The following is a 14,156-nucleotide window of genomic DNA, read 5'->3' on the forward strand; positions in this document are numbered from 1 at the left end:
ACGGACTGGCGACCATACGCGTTTCGCATGGACCGCGCGATATCGCCAAGGTTTTCGATCTAGATCCCCGCGGCACCGCCGTCGGCGCGCGGGTCATGGGCGCCGAGCATAGACCGGTCCGGGAACCAGGTGACGCCGCCGGCATGGCCCATCGTATCGGAATAGGCCTCGGGAATGGTTTCGGCGGCATGGCCCATGCGCTGCAGCGCCGTGACCAGGCTGTCATCGAAGCGGTTTTCCAGGCGCAGCCCGGTGACCGCCGAACCCCAGGTGCGGCCGAGCAGCCAGCGCGGCCGGTCGAGCGTCTCGTCCAATGGCACGCCGTGACGGACATGGCGCTCGAACACCATGGCCTGGGTCTGCGGCTGGCCCTCGCCGCCCATCGTGCCATAAGAAAACACCCGGCCGTCATGGAGCCTGGCGAGAGCCGGATTGAGTGTGTGGAACGGCCGGCGCCCCGGTTCCAGCGGGTTCACCGCCTTCGGATCGAGGGCGAAGCTGGCGCCGCGGTTCTGCATCAGGAAGCCGGTCGAGCCCGAGATGCAGCCGGAACCGAATTCCCAATAGATCGACTGGATATAGGAGACGACGCGGCCCTCGGCATCGGCCGCGCCCATCCAGATTGTGTCGCCGGGCGCTGCCCGCTGCGGCCAGGCCAGTGCCTGCTTCAGCTTCACCGCCTGCGCCTCGCGGTCGAGCGCCTTGATCGTCAGGAAGTCCTGCGGATCGCCAGTGAGCCGGTCGAAATCAGTCACGAAACTGTCGCGGATCATGAAGGCGCGCTTGGTCGCTTCGACCAGGCGGTGGACGAAGCCGACGGTCTCTGGCGTCACCGGGCCGTGCATCGCTTCCAGCCGGTCGACGATGCCGAGGATCATCAGCGAGGCCAGCCCCTGGGTCGGCGGCGGCATGTTGAAAATCTGGCCGAGCGAATGGTCGAGCGTCAGCGGCGCGCGCTCGACGGCATAATAGGCCTGCAGGTCGGCGCGGCTGACCGGCGCGCCCATCTTTTCCAGATCGTTCGCCAGCTCGCGCGCGATATCGCCGCGATAGGTATCCTCGAAACCGGCGCGCGCCATATGTTCGAGGGATGCCGCCAGCGCCGGCTGTTTCATGACGGTGCCTTCGGCCGGCGGCCGTCCGTCGACCAGGAAGGTGTCGGCAAAGCCGGGACAATCCTTTAGCTCGAACAGCTTGTCGACGGTCAGCCGCGCCTGCGACCGCGTCACCACATAGCCGTCGCGCGCGGCGCGGATCGCCGGTTCGAGCAGGACCGTGCGAGGCAGCCGGCCACCGGCGGCCTTGGCCATGGCATTGGCCATGCGCCAGCCACCGATCGCACCCGGGACGGTCAGGGCCGCGCGCGGCCCGCGGGTCGGGATCTCATAGTCGCCGCGGTCCCAGTAGGAGCGCATGGTCGCGCTCTCGCCGGCAAACCCGCAGGCTTCGATGCCGTGCACCCGGCCGTTCGGCTGGTGGATCAGCCAGAAGCCGTCGCCGCCGACATGGGTCATGTGCGGATAGACCGCTGCAATCGCCGCGGCGGCGGCGATCATCGCTTCGATCGCATTGCCGCCCTCCGCCAGAATCTGACGCCCGGCCTCGGCCGCGGCCGAATGGGGCGCAGCGACGACACCGCGCGAGAATGGGCCTTGCGTCATCAGGAACGATCCCTCGAATGCTGGCCGAGGATAGCGGAGCAGCGCGCCCACGGCGAACCGTCGTAGCGCCAGTGCAAACCCCGACGCAATCCCACCGCGCGTAAGCGTTTGTTTCTAGCCGAAAGCTTCGATCCTTTTGGCTAGAGCGCCATCGAGCGGCCGAGCGCCTCGCGCGACACCTCGCCCTTGGCACCTGACAGCACCACCCGGCCGCGTTCCATCACGGCGAAGCGGTTGCCGAGCTCCTCGGCGAAATCCAGATATTGCTCGACCAGCAGGATCGCGATGTCGCCCTTCTGGCGGAGATAGACGATGGCCCGGCCGATATCCTTGATGATGGAGGGCTGGATGCCCTCGGTCGGTTCGTCGAGCACCAGCAGGCGCGGCCGGGTGACCAGCGCCCGGCCAATGGCGAGTTGCTGCTGCTGGCCGCCTGAGAGATCGCCGCCGCGCCGTCCCAGCATGGTGCTGAGCACCGGGAACAGGGAGAATATGTCGTCGGGAATCGTCCGGTCGGAACGGCGGAGCGGCGCGAAACCGGTCTCCAGGTTCTCCTTCACCGTCAACAGCGGGAAGATCTCCCGGCCTTGCGGAACATAAGCGATGCCGCGCCGCGCCCGCTCGAAAGGCGGCATGCGGGTGATGTCGCGCCCTTCCCACACGATCTCGCCGGCCGAAATCGGCTGGTGTCCGACAATGGCGCGCAACAGCGAGCTCTTGCCGACGCCGTTGCGGCCGAGCACGCAGGTGACCGCCCCCGGCACGACCGCCAGCGAGACATCGCGCAGCGCCTGGGCCGCACCATAATGCAGGTCGACGTTTTTGACTTCCAACATGACTTACCGTCCGAGATAGACTTCGATGACCCGATCGTCGGAACTGACCTGATCGAGCGTGCCCTCGGCCAGCACCGAGCCTTCGTGCAGGCAGGTGACCTTCACACCGAGCTCGCGGATGAAACCCATGTCGTGTTCCACCACGACGACCGAATGGCTCTTGGCGATGTCCTTCAGCAGGTCGGCGGTCGCTGCCGTTTCGGCATCCGTCATGCCGGCGGCAGGCTCGTCGACCAGCAGGAGCTTCGGGTCCTGGGCCAGCAGCATGCCGATCTCGAGCCACTGCTTCTGGCCATGCGACAGTTCGGAGGCCATGCGGGCGCGGTGATCGCCGAGCCTGACAATGCCCAGGATCTCGTCGACGCGTGCCATGATCGGTCGGGAATGGCGCGAGAACAGCGTACCGAACACGGTGCGGTCGGCCTTGACCGCCATCAGCACATTGTCCTCCACCGTGTGGCTTTCGAACACGGTGGGTTTCTGGAACTTCCGGCCGATGCCGAGATTGGCGATCGCCGTCTCGTCGAGCTGGGTCAGGTCGGTTTCGCCGGCGAAGATCACGTCGCCGGTATCCGGCTTGGTCTTGCCGGTGATGACATCCATCATCGTGGTCTTGCCGGCGCCGTTCGGGCCGATAATGGCGCGCATCTCGCCGGGCGCGATGATGAAGCTCAATTGGTTGAGCGCGCGAAAGCCGTCGAAGGTGACCGACACCCCGTCGACATAGAGCAGCGACTGGGTGACCACCTGCGGCCGGGTCATCGCCTGAACCGGCTCCAGATTCAGCGACGCTCCCACCGGGTCCAGCAACATGTCGTTAGTCCTCATTCTGCCGGCTGGGTGGCGGCACTGGCCGGCGGCTTGGGCGCCGACCGGCGCGCGTTCCACCATTCGGTGAAGGTGCCGAGCACACCCTTCGGCAGGAACAGCGTGACGAAGACGAACAGACCGCCGAGTGCGAATAGCCAGCCCTGCGGGAAGGCGCCGGTGAACCAGCTCTTGGCGAAATTGACGATTCCGGCGCCGAGCGCCGCGCCGACCAGGGTGCCGCGCCCGCCGACCGCTACCCAAATGATCGTCTCGATCGAATTGGCAGGCTGGAATTCGGAGGGGTTGATGATGCCGACCTGCGGCACATAGAGCGCGCCGGCAATGCCCGCCATGACCGCCGAGACGGTCCAGACGAACAGCTTGAAATGCTCGACGCGGTAGCCGAGGAAGCGGGTGCGGGCTTCGGCGTCGCGGATCGCGATCAGGATCTTGCCAGCCTTCGAGGTGACGATGGCGCGGGCCGCGAGATAGCCGAGCATCAGGGCGATGACCGACAGCGAGAACAGGACCGCACGGGTCGGCTGCGCCTGGATGTTGAAACCGGCAATGTCCTTGAAGTCGGTCAGGCCGTTATTGCCGCCGAAACCCATGTCGTTGCGAAAAAACGCCAGCAGCAGCGCATAGGTCAGCGCCTGCGTGATGATCGACAGATAGACGCCGGTGACGCGCGACCGGAAGGCGAACCAGCCGAACACGAAGGCCAGGAGACCCGGCACCAGGCAGACCATCAACAAGGCATAGGGCAGCGAGGAAAAGCCCCACCAGGTGAACGGCAGTTCCTTCCAGTTCAGGAACACCATGAAATCCGGCAGGATCGGATTGGCATAGACGCCGCGCGGCCCGATCTGGCGCATCAGATACATGCCCATGGCATAGCCGCCGAGCGCGAAGAAGGCGCCATGGCCGAGCGACAGGATGCCGCAATAGCCCCAGACCAGGTCGACCGCCACCGCCAGCAGGGCATAGGTCATGTATTTGCCCCACAGCCCCATGGCGGTGTTCGACACGTGAAACACCGAAGTCGGTGGCACCGCCAGATTGAGGATCGGCACGAGCACGCAGGTGACGGCCAGCAGCACCAGGAAGATCCATCCGGAGCGGTCGATCTTTTCGAACAGGAAACGGCTGAACATCATTCCACCGCCCGGCCCTTGAGGGCGAACAGGCCTCGCGGACGCTTCTGAATGAACAGGATGATGAAGACCAGCAGCAGGATCTTGCCGAGCACGGCGCCGGCATAAGGCTCGAGGAACTTGTTGGCGATACCGAGCGTCAGCGCACCGACCAGCGTGCCCCAGAGATTGCCGACGCCGCCGAACACGACGACCATGAACGAGTCGATGATATAGCCCTGGCCGAGATTGGGGCTGACATTGTCGATCTGGCTGAGCGCCACCCCGGCTAGCCCCGCAATGCCCGAGCCGAGCCCGAAGGTGAAGGCATCGACCCAGTTGGTGCGAATGCCCATGGCGCCGGCCATGCGCCGGTTCTGGGTCACCGCGCGGGTCTGCAGGCCGAACGGCGTGCGCTTCAGCACCAAGAGCAGCGCGGCGAACACCAGGCCGGCGAAGATGATGATGGCAAGCCGGTTGGTGGTGATGGCGAGATTGCCGATCTCGAACGAGCCGGACATCCAGGACGGCGTACCGACCTCGCGATTGGTCGGGCCGAACCAGGAGCGCACCGCCTGCTGCAGGATCAGGCTGACGCCCCAGGTGGCGAGCAGCGTCTCCAGCGGTCGGCCGTAGAGATGGCGGATGATCAGCCGCTCGATCAGCACGCCGACACCGCCGGCGACCAGGAAGGCCAGCGGCAGGGCAATGAACAGCGAGACGTCGAACAGCGCCGGCGCCGAGGTGCGGATCACCTGCTGCACGACGAAGGTGGTATAGGCGCCGATCATCACCATCTCGCCATGGGCCATGTTGATGATGCCCATGACGCCGAAGGTGATGGCCAGCCCAATGGCCGCGAGCAGCAGCACCGAGCCGAGCGACAGGCCATACCAGACGTTCTGGGCCGCTTCCCAGACCACCAGCGAGCGGCCAACCGCGGTGATCGCGTTGTCAGCAGCTTGCCGGACCAGTGGCGAGGTATCCGATGGCAGCGAGCCGAGCATGGCGAGCGCATCCTGGTCGCCGCGCCGTTGAATGACCCCGATGGCCTCGATGCGCTCGGCATCCGGCGCCTTGCTGTCGGCGACCAGGATGGCCGCGCGTGCCTCTTCCATCCGTTTTTTTACCCGCGCATCGCGCTCCCCGGGCAGCGCAATGGCGAGGGCGGCAAGCGCGGTCGCGTCGCGCGACTTGAACACGGCCTCGGCCGCCGCCACGCGACGGGCGGGGTCGGGATGCATCAGGCTGAGGGCGCCCATGGCGGCGTCGATGGCACGCCGGACATTGTTGTTGAGCCGGACCGGGCGGGTGCCTTCCGGAGCCGGCGCGGCGGTGCCGGTGGCGGCGAGCGCGAAGCTGCCGTCGGCCTGGCGGATGAAGACGCTGCGGTCGGCTGGCCGGTAGACCAGGCGGCCGTCGCGCAGCGCCTCGATGATCGGCGCGGCCTGGGACGAGCCGGAGCTGGCAAGGGCTGCGACGGCGCCGGCGATCTCGTTGAAATTCTCGGTGGCGAAACGCTGGGCGAGCGCCTGGCTGTCCGGGCCATGACCCGTCTGGGCCAAGGCCGGGCCGGTGATGATCAGCGCCGCGAGCGCCAGGATTGTCGCGAAGAATGACAAGCGTCGCATGAACGATCCCGAATGAGGGGCGAGACCCCGGTCTTGGCGGTCGGCGGCAGGGCGGTCGCCGCGAATGAGGGGCGCGCCATTGGCCGGCGCGCCCCCGTCGTCATCGGTCGATGTCAGCGTTGCGCCGCGCCGCCGCAGCGGCCGGTCCTGACGTTGAAATTGCCGCAGCGCATCGGGGCGCGATGGTCGGCGATCAGGTCGCGCGAGCCCTCCAGATGCGGCGACCATTCCTGCGCCACCACCGTGCCGGCCGTCTGCCAGACGGTCGAGAACTGGCCGTTCTCCTGGATTTCCCCGATCAGCACCGGCTTGGTGATGTGGTGGTTCGGCATCATGGTGGAGAGGCCGCCCGACAGGTTGGGAACGGCGATGCCGATCATTGCTTCGCGCACCTTGGTCGGGTCGGTGGTTCCGGCCGCTTCCACCGCCTTCACCCACATGGCGAAGCCGATCACATGGGCTTCCATCGGGTCGTTGGTGACGGCGCGCGCATTGTTCTTGAAAGCGCGCCAGCGCGCGATGAAGTCGCGATTGGCCGGATTGTCCACCGACTGGAAATAGTTCCACGCGGCGAGGTGGCCGACCAGCGGCTTGGTGTCGAAACCGGCGAGCTCCTCTTCGCCGACCGAGAAGGCAATCACCGGGATGTCGGTGGCCTTGACGCCCTGGTTGCCCAGTTCCTTGTAGAACGGCACATTGGCGTCGCCATTGACCGTCGAGATGACGGCGGTCTTCTTGCCGGCCGCGCCGAAACGCTTGATCGCGGCGACCCGGGTCTGCCAGTCGGAATGGCCGAACGGCGTATAGTTGACCGAGATATCCTCCGGCTTGATGCCTTTCGACAGGAGATAGGCTTCCAGGATCTTGTTGGTGGTGCGCGGATAGACGTAGTCGGTGCCTTCGAGCACGAAGCGCTGGACGCCTTCGGCGATGAGATAGTCGACTGCCGGGATCGCTTGCTGGTTCGGCGCCGCACCGGTGTAGAAGATGTTTGGCGAGGATTCCTCGCCCTCATATTGCACGGGATAGAACAGGATCGAATTCAGTTCCTCGAACACCGGCAGCACGGATTTGCGCGACACCGAGGTCCAGCAGCCGAAGGTCACGGCGACGCGGTTGCGGGTGATCAGTTCGCGGGCTTTTTCCGCGAACAGCGGCCAGTTCGAAGCCGGGTCGACCACCACCGCCTCGAGTTTCTTGCCGAGCAGGCCGCCGCGCTTGTTCTGCTCGTCGATCAGCATGAGCATGACGTCCTTCAGCGTCGACTCGCTGATCGCCATGGTTCCCGACAGCGAATGCAGGATGCCGACCTTGATCGTGTCCTGCGCCTTGGCCGGCCCGGCCATCAGGCCTGCCGCAAGTGCTACGCTGGCCGCCAGGCCGAGCACTTTTGACTTGAGGTTCAACATGGAGGTTTCCCGTTTCTCGTGTTTGCCGTCGGCTCTGGAAGGCCTGTCGACCGCCGGTCAGCAGGATCATCTCGCAACCGCTGTGCCAGCCCCCTGCTGGATAGCCAAAGCCTTGACTCGGTTTCCGAATCCGTCGCGATCGCGGCGCGGCTACGGGAAAATGCGAGGGGTGCGGTTGCTGCAACGCAATGCGGCTGCCTAAGATTTAGTCAACGGCATATGCATAAATATGCGGCAGGCACTGGCGGTGCGGCCAATTCAGGCAGGTGACGTTTGGGCAGGCCCGCCGAAGTCCGCGCAATGATCTGGCCTTCAATTTTCTTTAACCATAAGAGGGTCACCTCGGACCGGGACCCGAACGAGGAGGGGCTTCATGACCGTCAGCGAGACCGTGGCCAAGACCTCGGACACAGGCCCGGCCCCGGACAAGACCAGCTGGCGCGAGGCCGCTGCCGTCTATTTCCGTCGCGACGTCCTGGTGGTCCTGTTCCTCGGCTTTGCCGCCGGCCTGCCGCTGGCACTGTCCGGCTCGACGCTGCTGGTCTGGATGGCCGAAAGCTCGGTCAATCTGACGACGATCGGACTGTTCGCCCTGGTCGGCACGCCCTACACGATCAAGTTCCTCTGGGCGCCCGTTGTCGACGCCCTCGACATACCCTGGCTGTCCGGCTGGTTGGGCCGCCGCCGCGGCTGGCTGATCTTCAGCCAGATCCTGCTGATGGTGGCGATCGCCTTCCTCGGGCTGCAGAACCCCGATGTCTCGCCCGCCATGATCGCCGTCGGTGCCGTGCTGGTGGCGACCGCCGCGGCCACCCAGGACATTGTCATCGACGCCTATCGCGTCGAGAAGTTGGATACCTCGGAACAGGCTGCCGGGATGGGCTCCTATGTTGCGGCCTATCGCATCGGCATGCTGGTTTCGACCGCCGGCGCGCTGTTGATCGTGTCCTATTTCGAAAAGGTCCAGGGCTTCGCCAAGGCGACGTCCTGGTCGCTCGGCTATTGCGTCATGGCCGGCTTCGTCCTGGTCGGCATGATCACGACCCTGGTCGCGCGCGAACCGGCACGCTCGGCCGAGGCGGTTGCCCGCGCCCGCGCCGGCGGCAATCCGATGGCGCGCGTCGCGGCCGCCGCGGTCGGGGCTTTCTCGCAGTTTCTCACCCGCGAGATGGCCTTCGTGGTGCTGGCCTTCGTCGTGCTGTTCAAGTTCTGCGACGCCTTTGTCGGTGCCATGACCGGCCCCTTCGTGATCCGGGGCATGGGTTATAGCCGCGAGGAATATGCCGCGATCGTCAAAGGCTTGGGGCTGGCGGCGACGCTCGGCGGCGGTTTTGCCGGCGGTTTCGTGGCGCGCGCCCTGGATCTGAAGACCAGTCTGTGGCTTGCCGGCTTCCTGCAAATGGCCTCGAACCTGGTCTTCGCGCTACAGGCCCAGGCCGGCGCCAGCTATGGCATGCTCGCCTTCGTCATCGTCGTGGAGAACTTCACCGGCGCCATCGGCACGGTGATCTTCGTCGCTTATCTGTCGTCGCTGTGCAATTCGCCGCTGCACACGGCCACCCAATATGCGCTATTGTCGGCGCTGGCTGCGGTCGGGCGCACTTATCTGTCGGCGCCGGCCGGCTCGATCGCCGAACAGACCGGTTGGTTCTGGTTCTTCGTGCTGTCATGCCTGACCGCCATCCCGAGCTTCCTGCTGCTCTGGTGGTTGCAGGCGCGCGGCCATTTCGATGCGCTCGTCCGACCGAGCGGCCCCTTGTCCGCGGACGATTGATGTCATGACCAATTCCGTCTTCCGCTCGTCCGGCGATTTTCTCGCCGATCGCCGCTACGACTACGCCATGGCGGCCAAGGACGACGGCGATCTGGTCGCCAGCGCCGATCTGTTGCGTCAGGCGCTCGAAATCGCACCTGGCTGGGCCGCCGGCTGGTTCGCGCTGGGCGAGGTCGAGCTCTCGCAGGACTTGACCGAACCGGCGATCATGGCGTTCCGCGCGGCCGGCGAGCGTGATCCGGCCGATGCGCTCGGCGCCGGGCTGATGCTGGCGCGGCTCGGCGCCGGCGACGGTGCCACGGCCATGTCGGCCGCCTATGTCGCGACCCTGTTCGACCAATATGCCCCGCGTTTCGATCAAGCCCTGCGCCAGGGCCTTGGCTATCGTGGTCCGGAGATCTTGACCGAGGCGGTCGAGCGCGCCTGCGGGCTGCGCGACCGGCAGTTCCGGTTCGCCCGCATGCTCGATCTCGGCTGCGGCACCGGGCTCGCCGCCGCGGCCTTCAAGGCCCATGCCGACGCCATCGACGGCGTCGACCTGTCGCGCAAGATGGTCGAAATCGCCAAAACCAAGGGTCTCTACGCCACGGTCGAGGCGGGCGATCTCTTGGCCTTTCTAGGCCGCCGGCCGTCTGCCGGAGCCGACCTGATCGTGGCGGCGGATGTCTTCGTCTATTGCGCCGATCTTGGCCCCATCTTCGCCGAATGCGCGCGGGTGCTTCAGCCGGGCGGCCTCCTTGCCTTCACGGTCGAAAGTCATGACGGCAAGGACGCCGTCTTGGGCGCCGGTCTTCGTTATGCCCATGCTGAAACCTATCTGCGCACGGTCATGGCCGGGCTGCCGCTCGGCATGGTGAGCTGCGACGACGTTTCATCCCGGCTCGAGGGCAAGCTGCCGGTGCCGGGACTGGTCGTCGTGGCGGAACGGCTTGGCTGAGCCGCACGATGAAAGCGCGGGGGATCGGCGCATCGCCGATTGACGCTGGCCGTTCGCGGGGCCACAGCATCGCTCCATGAACTATCGTCACGCCTACCATGCCGGCAACCCGGCCGATGTGATCAAGCACGCCGTGCTGGCCTTCATGATCGACTACCTCATGCAGAAGCAGGCACCGATCCGGGTCATCGACACCCATGCCGGCATCGGCCGCTATGACCTGACCTCGGATGCTGCCGAACGCACCGGCGAATGGGTCGAGGGCATTGGCCGGCTGTGGGGGCAGGCCATTCCGGATGATCTGGAGGCCTTGCTCGGGCCTTATCTCGATCTGGTGGCAAGGCTCAATCCGGACGGACGGCTGCGCTTCTATCCCGGCAGTCCCGAGATTGCCCGGCTGATGACCCGGCCGACCGACGGCATCACCTGTTGCGAACTGCATCCGGAGGACGGCGCTTCGCTTGCCGGCCTCTATGCCCGCGAAAAGCGCATCAAGGTGATCAATCTCGACGGCTGGCTGGCGCCCAAGGCCTTTCTGCCGCCAAAGGAGAAGCGCGGGCTGGTGCTGATCGATCCGCCCTTCGAGGAGCGCGGCGACTATGACCGTCTGGTCGAAGCGCTCGATGCCGGCCACAAGCGCTGGGCCGGCGGCGTCTTCCTCTTGTGGTATCCGGTCAAGGACGCCGCCGAGGTCAGGCGCTTCCATCGGATGATCGGTGATCTCGCCATTCCGAAATGTGTGACGATCGAGGCGACCTGGCGCGCCGTCGACGGCGAGCGCCTGTCCGGCGCCGGCCTCGTCACCGTCAATGCGCCGTACACGCTGGCGCCCACCTGCCGGGCGGCGTCCCGTCTCTTGTGGGACGCGCTGCGCGTCCCGAACGGCCGGATGACCGTGACCGGCGACGTCGACTGATACAGCTTTACGGGTCGGTGCGCAGGTTCATCTGTTTCGCCGTATCGACGACGAACAGGGCGAGCGCAGCTCCGACCGCGAGGCCGATGGCAACGATGGCGAGATCGGCAAGGACAAGTTCGATCATGACAAACCCCTGAAGGCTCGGGTGACGGTCGTCATCCGCGGCTTCGGCCGTCGGGGATTCGCTGCGGCTTACGACAGGGGCATGGTTCCGTGATTTGTGCGTCGCAGCAATGCTGCTTTCGGACTGCTGCAATGCAACATTGCGATGCCTACCGATGCGTTTGCCCATCGCCCCCGGCGGCCAAGGCCTGGAGCGCCTTCCTGAAGTTTGGATGTAACAGATTAACAGACAGTTCACCTTTCAAGCGCTGGTTCGACACGCGTTTGCACTCGCCGTAGAAGCTCAGGCCCATCGGCGAGAGACCAGCCTGATCGATCGGAATATCCGGCGGCACCGGCAGGCCGATGAGTTCGGCGGCATAGCTGACCACGTCCTGGGCCGGCGCCGGTTCGTCATCGGTGACGTTGACGATGCCGTCATAACGCTTGGCGAAGGCCGCCAGCACCGCCGCCGCGATGTCGTCGACATGGATGCGGTTGAACACCTGGCCCGGCTTGATGATGCGCCGCGCGGTGCCGCGTCGCAGATTGACCAGCGCATTGTTGCCGGGCCCGTAGATGCCGGCGAGCCTGAGGATGGCGACCGGCACGCCTTGCGCCGTGCCGAAGGCGGCCCAGGCTGCTTCCGCCTCCAGCCGTTCGACGCTGCGCGGGCTGACCGGCTTTGGCGGCGTGGTCTCGTCGACCCAGCCACCCTGGTGGTCGCCATAGACGCCGACGGTGGAGAGATAGACGATCGCCCTGGGCTTTCGCGCGGCAAGCACAGCTTGGCAAACCTTCAGGACGGGGTCGCCGGTTTCATCCGGCGGTGCGGAAACCAGGACATCGTCGGCCTCGGCAATGGCGGCGGCGAGCTCCGGCGAAAGGCTTGACCCGTCGAATGGCCGGACGGTCACCGGGCGGCCTTCGACGCCTTGCGCGCTGAGCGTCCCGGCACGCTCGGGCGACCGGACGGTGGCGACGATGCGCCGATAGCGCTCGCCGGCGGCGCCGACGGTGGCGACCGAGGAATAGCCGAGGCCGAAGATCAGCAATGTCGTCATGAAGCCCATTCCAGCAGCACGTCGGGATCGGTTTCGGCGCCGCGGTCGAGGGCCGCGAGCCGCGCCGGTGCAAGCTCGCGCAAGGCCCAGACAGCGGCACCGCGCACCAGGGCCGAGGCGTCGGCCATCAGGCTTTCGGCCTCCGCCGCCAGCTCTACGTCGCCGCTATTGCCGATGGCGATCAGCACGTTGCGAATGAACCGGTCGCGGCCGATGCGCTTGACCGGGCTTTTCGAGAACAGCGCACGAAAGCCCGGATCGTCGAGCCGGGCGAGATCGGCGAGCGCCGGCCGGCGCAGCCCGTCGCGGGCGGCGAGCTTCAGTTCATGGCCCTGTTTGGCGAACTTGTTCCACGGACAGACGGCCAGGCAATCGTCGCAGCCATAGATCCGGTTGCCCATGGCCTTGCGGAATTCGCGCGGGATCGGCCCCTTGTTCTCGATGGTGAGATAGCTGATGCAACGGCGCGCATCGAGCCGATAGGGCGCCGGAAAGGCCGATGTCGGGCAGACATCGAGGCAGGCGCGGCACGAGCCGCAGCGGTCATGCTCCGGTTCGTCGACGTCGATCTCGAGCGTCGTCATGACCGAGCCGAGGAACAGCCAGGAACCGAAATCGCGCGAAACGAGATTGGTGTGCTTGCCCTGCCAGCCGAGGCCGGCGGCGGCGGCCAGCGGCTTTTCCATCAAGGGGGCGGTGTCGACGAAGACCTTCAGCTCGCAGCCAGTCTCGTCGCCGAGCCAGCGCCCGAGGGCCTTCAGCCGGCTCTTGACCAGGTCATGATAGTCGTCGCCCCGGGCATAGACCGACAGGAGGCCAGAGCTGCGATCGGCAAGCCCGTCCAGCGGGTTCTCGTCCGGTCCGTAGTTGAGGCCCAGCATGATGACGCTCCTGGCCGCCGGCCAGAGCACGCCCGGATCGGCACGCCGTTCCACGGTCTCTTCCATCCACGCCATGGCACCGTGGAACCCCTCGGCAATGGCCTCGGCCAGGCGCGGGGCTGCTTCGGGGATCGCGTCGGGCCGGGTGAAGCCGATCGCGGTGAAGCCCTGCAGGCGGGCCTGATCGGTGATCGCCTGGCGGAGCGCTGGCGGGTCGTTCAGAAGTCGAGATCGGCGTAGGTCGCGCTCGCGGGCGTGCCGACCACCCGATCCGCCAGCAGCGGCCGGAATGCCGGGCGCGATTTCACCCGCGCATACCAATCCTTGGCTGTCTCGTCGTCGTTCCACGGTACTTCGCCCAGATAGTCGGCGACCGACAGGTGGGCGGCCGCGACGAGATCGGCGTAACTCAATTCGGGCCCCGCGAGCCAGTCATTCCGCGCGGCGAGCCAGCCGATATAACGAATATGATAACGGATATTGGCGCGTGCCGCGCGCAGGGCATTGGTATCCGGCGCGCCGCCGCCATGTTCGGGCGCCATGAACCGCTTGTCGATCTTTTCGGCGACCAGCGGGCCAGACACCTCTTCGAAGAACTTGACGTTGAACCAATGGATCAGGCGCCTGACCTCGACCCTGGCGATCGCGCCTTGCGGCATCAGCCGGCGATCGGTCTCGGGCCGGTCGAGCTCGTCGAAATAGGCGGCAATGATCTCCGAGCCCGGAATGGCGAGCCCGCTGCCCACCGTCAGGATCGGCGTCGTGCCCTCGGGATTGAGCCGGAGAAACTCCTCGCGCCGCTCCCAGGGCCTTTCTTCGATGAGTTCCACCTCGACCCCGCGCTCGGCCAGAATCAGCCTGACGAAGCGCGAATGAGGACAGAAGAATCGATGGTGCAATTGCATTCGATCAAACCTGGACGGTCCGCAATCGACGGACCCGATGTGGTTTTTCGATGACATATGGTTCGGAAGTGGGGTGCATAGCCTCCCCGCGCCG

At 66.0% G+C, this 14,156-nt stretch carries 12 protein-coding genes; 3 read left to right on the forward strand and 9 right to left on the reverse strand.

Annotation, left to right across the window (positions count from 1 at the left end):
* Nucleotides 1-59: 59 nt before the first annotated feature.
* From E8M01_RS15855 to urtA, 6 genes are all read right to left on the reverse strand, one after another.
* Nucleotides 60-1,661, reverse strand: a complete 1,602-nt coding sequence (locus E8M01_RS15855) for a gamma-glutamyltransferase family protein (RefSeq protein WP_136960999.1) — start codon at nucleotides 1,659-1,661, stop codon at nucleotides 60-62.
* 140 nt (nucleotides 1,662-1,801) lie between these two features.
* Nucleotides 1,802-2,497: an urea ABC transporter ATP-binding subunit UrtE gene (urtE, locus tag E8M01_RS15860; RefSeq protein WP_136961000.1), complete on the reverse strand. Its 696-nt coding sequence runs from the start codon at nucleotides 2,495-2,497 to the stop codon at nucleotides 1,802-1,804.
* A 3-nt stretch (nucleotides 2,498-2,500) separates the two neighbouring features.
* Entirely contained in the window at nucleotides 2,501-3,259 is a 759-nt protein-coding gene (urtD, locus tag E8M01_RS15865; RefSeq protein ID WP_136964663.1) for an urea ABC transporter ATP-binding protein UrtD, read from the reverse strand.
* 62 nt (nucleotides 3,260-3,321) lie between these two features.
* The gene (gene urtC, locus E8M01_RS15870) at nucleotides 3,322-4,461 is read right to left on the reverse strand and encodes an urea ABC transporter permease subunit UrtC (RefSeq protein WP_136961001.1); all 1,140 of its coding nucleotides are present in this window, start codon (nucleotides 4,459-4,461) and stop codon (nucleotides 3,322-3,324) included.
* Complete coding sequence (gene urtB, locus E8M01_RS15875) at nucleotides 4,461-6,071, reverse strand: urea ABC transporter permease subunit UrtB (protein ID WP_136961002.1); 1,611 nt, start codon at nucleotides 6,069-6,071, stop codon at nucleotides 4,461-4,463. Before urtB ends, urtC begins: the two co-directional genes overlap by 1 nt.
* Nucleotides 6,072-6,184: 113 nt before the next feature.
* Complete coding sequence (urtA, locus tag E8M01_RS15880; protein WP_246088818.1) at nucleotides 6,185-7,417, reverse strand: urea ABC transporter substrate-binding protein; 1,233 nt, start codon at nucleotides 7,415-7,417, stop codon at nucleotides 6,185-6,187.
* A gap of 436 nt (nucleotides 7,418-7,853) precedes the next feature.
* On the opposite strand from urtA, the gene E8M01_RS15885 reads away from it, so the two are divergent.
* From E8M01_RS15885 to E8M01_RS15895, 3 genes are all read left to right on the forward strand, one after another.
* Nucleotides 7,854-9,254: an AmpG family muropeptide MFS transporter gene (locus E8M01_RS15885; RefSeq protein WP_136961004.1), complete on the forward strand. Its 1,401-nt coding sequence runs from the start codon at nucleotides 7,854-7,856 to the stop codon at nucleotides 9,252-9,254.
* Nucleotides 9,255-9,258: 4 nt separating this feature from the next.
* Nucleotides 9,259-10,191, forward strand: coding sequence for a class I SAM-dependent DNA methyltransferase (locus E8M01_RS15890; protein WP_136961005.1), 933 nt, complete (start codon nucleotides 9,259-9,261; stop codon nucleotides 10,189-10,191).
* Nucleotides 10,192-10,267: 76 nt separating this feature from the next.
* Nucleotides 10,268-11,107, forward strand: a complete 840-nt coding sequence (locus E8M01_RS15895) for a 23S rRNA (adenine(2030)-N(6))-methyltransferase RlmJ (protein WP_136961006.1) — start codon at nucleotides 10,268-10,270, stop codon at nucleotides 11,105-11,107.
* Nucleotides 11,108-11,382: 275 nt separating this feature from the next.
* Here E8M01_RS15895 and E8M01_RS15900 read toward each other — a convergent pair whose 3' ends face one another.
* From E8M01_RS15900 to E8M01_RS15910, 3 genes are read right to left on the reverse strand one after another with little or no spacing between them, the layout of a single operon-like run.
* Nucleotides 11,383-12,276, reverse strand: coding sequence for an SDR family oxidoreductase (locus tag E8M01_RS15900; protein WP_136961007.1), 894 nt, complete (start codon nucleotides 12,274-12,276; stop codon nucleotides 11,383-11,385).
* The gene (queG, locus tag E8M01_RS15905; RefSeq protein WP_425467729.1) at nucleotides 12,273-13,478 is read right to left on the reverse strand and encodes a tRNA epoxyqueuosine(34) reductase QueG; all 1,206 of its coding nucleotides are present in this window, start codon (nucleotides 13,476-13,478) and stop codon (nucleotides 12,273-12,275) included. Before queG ends, E8M01_RS15900 begins: the two co-directional genes overlap by 4 nt.
* The gene (locus tag E8M01_RS15910; protein WP_136961008.1) at nucleotides 13,376-14,062 is read right to left on the reverse strand and encodes a glutathione S-transferase family protein; all 687 of its coding nucleotides are present in this window, start codon (nucleotides 14,060-14,062) and stop codon (nucleotides 13,376-13,378) included. The genes queG and E8M01_RS15910 overlap by 103 nt, the downstream gene beginning before the upstream one ends.
* Nucleotides 14,063-14,156 lie beyond the last annotated feature (94 nt).

It is taken from the genome of Phreatobacter stygius (genome assembly GCF_005144885.1).
Taxonomy (GTDB): Bacteria; Pseudomonadota; Alphaproteobacteria; order Rhizobiales; family Phreatobacteraceae; genus Phreatobacter; species Phreatobacter stygius.

Bases quoted from the DNA above. Each gene is read 5' to 3' on its own strand.
- E8M01_RS15855 (WP_136960999.1), bottom strand. From the start codon at position 1,661: ATGACGCAAGGCCCATTCTCGCGCGGTGTCGTCGCTGCGCCCCATTCG.
- urtE (WP_136961000.1), bottom strand. From the start codon at position 2,497: ATGTTGGAAGTCAAAAACGTCGACCTGCATTATGGTGCGGCCCAGGCG.
- urtD (WP_136964663.1), bottom strand. From the start codon at position 3,259: ATGACCCGGCCGCAGGTGGTCACCCAGTCGCTGCTCTATGTCGACGGG.
- urtC (WP_136961001.1), bottom strand. From the start codon at position 4,461: ATGTTCAGCCGTTTCCTGTTCGAAAAGATCGACCGCTCCGGATGGATC.
- urtB (WP_136961002.1), bottom strand. From the start codon at position 6,071: ATGCGACGCTTGTCATTCTTCGCGACAATCCTGGCGCTCGCGGCGCTG.
- urtA (WP_246088818.1), bottom strand. From the start codon at position 7,417: ATGGCCGGGCCGGCCAAGGCGCAGGACACGATCAAGGTCGGCATCCTG.
- E8M01_RS15885 (WP_136961004.1), top strand. From the start codon at position 7,854: ATGACCGTCAGCGAGACCGTGGCCAAGACCTCGGACACAGGCCCGGCC.
- E8M01_RS15890 (WP_136961005.1), top strand. From the start codon at position 9,259: ATGACCAATTCCGTCTTCCGCTCGTCCGGCGATTTTCTCGCCGATCGC.
- E8M01_RS15895 (WP_136961006.1), top strand. From the start codon at position 10,268: ATGAACTATCGTCACGCCTACCATGCCGGCAACCCGGCCGATGTGATC.
- E8M01_RS15900 (WP_136961007.1), bottom strand. From the start codon at position 12,276: ATGACGACATTGCTGATCTTCGGCCTCGGCTATTCCTCGGTCGCCACC.
- E8M01_RS15910 (WP_136961008.1), bottom strand. From the start codon at position 14,062: ATGCAATTGCACCATCGATTCTTCTGTCCTCATTCGCGCTTCGTCAGG.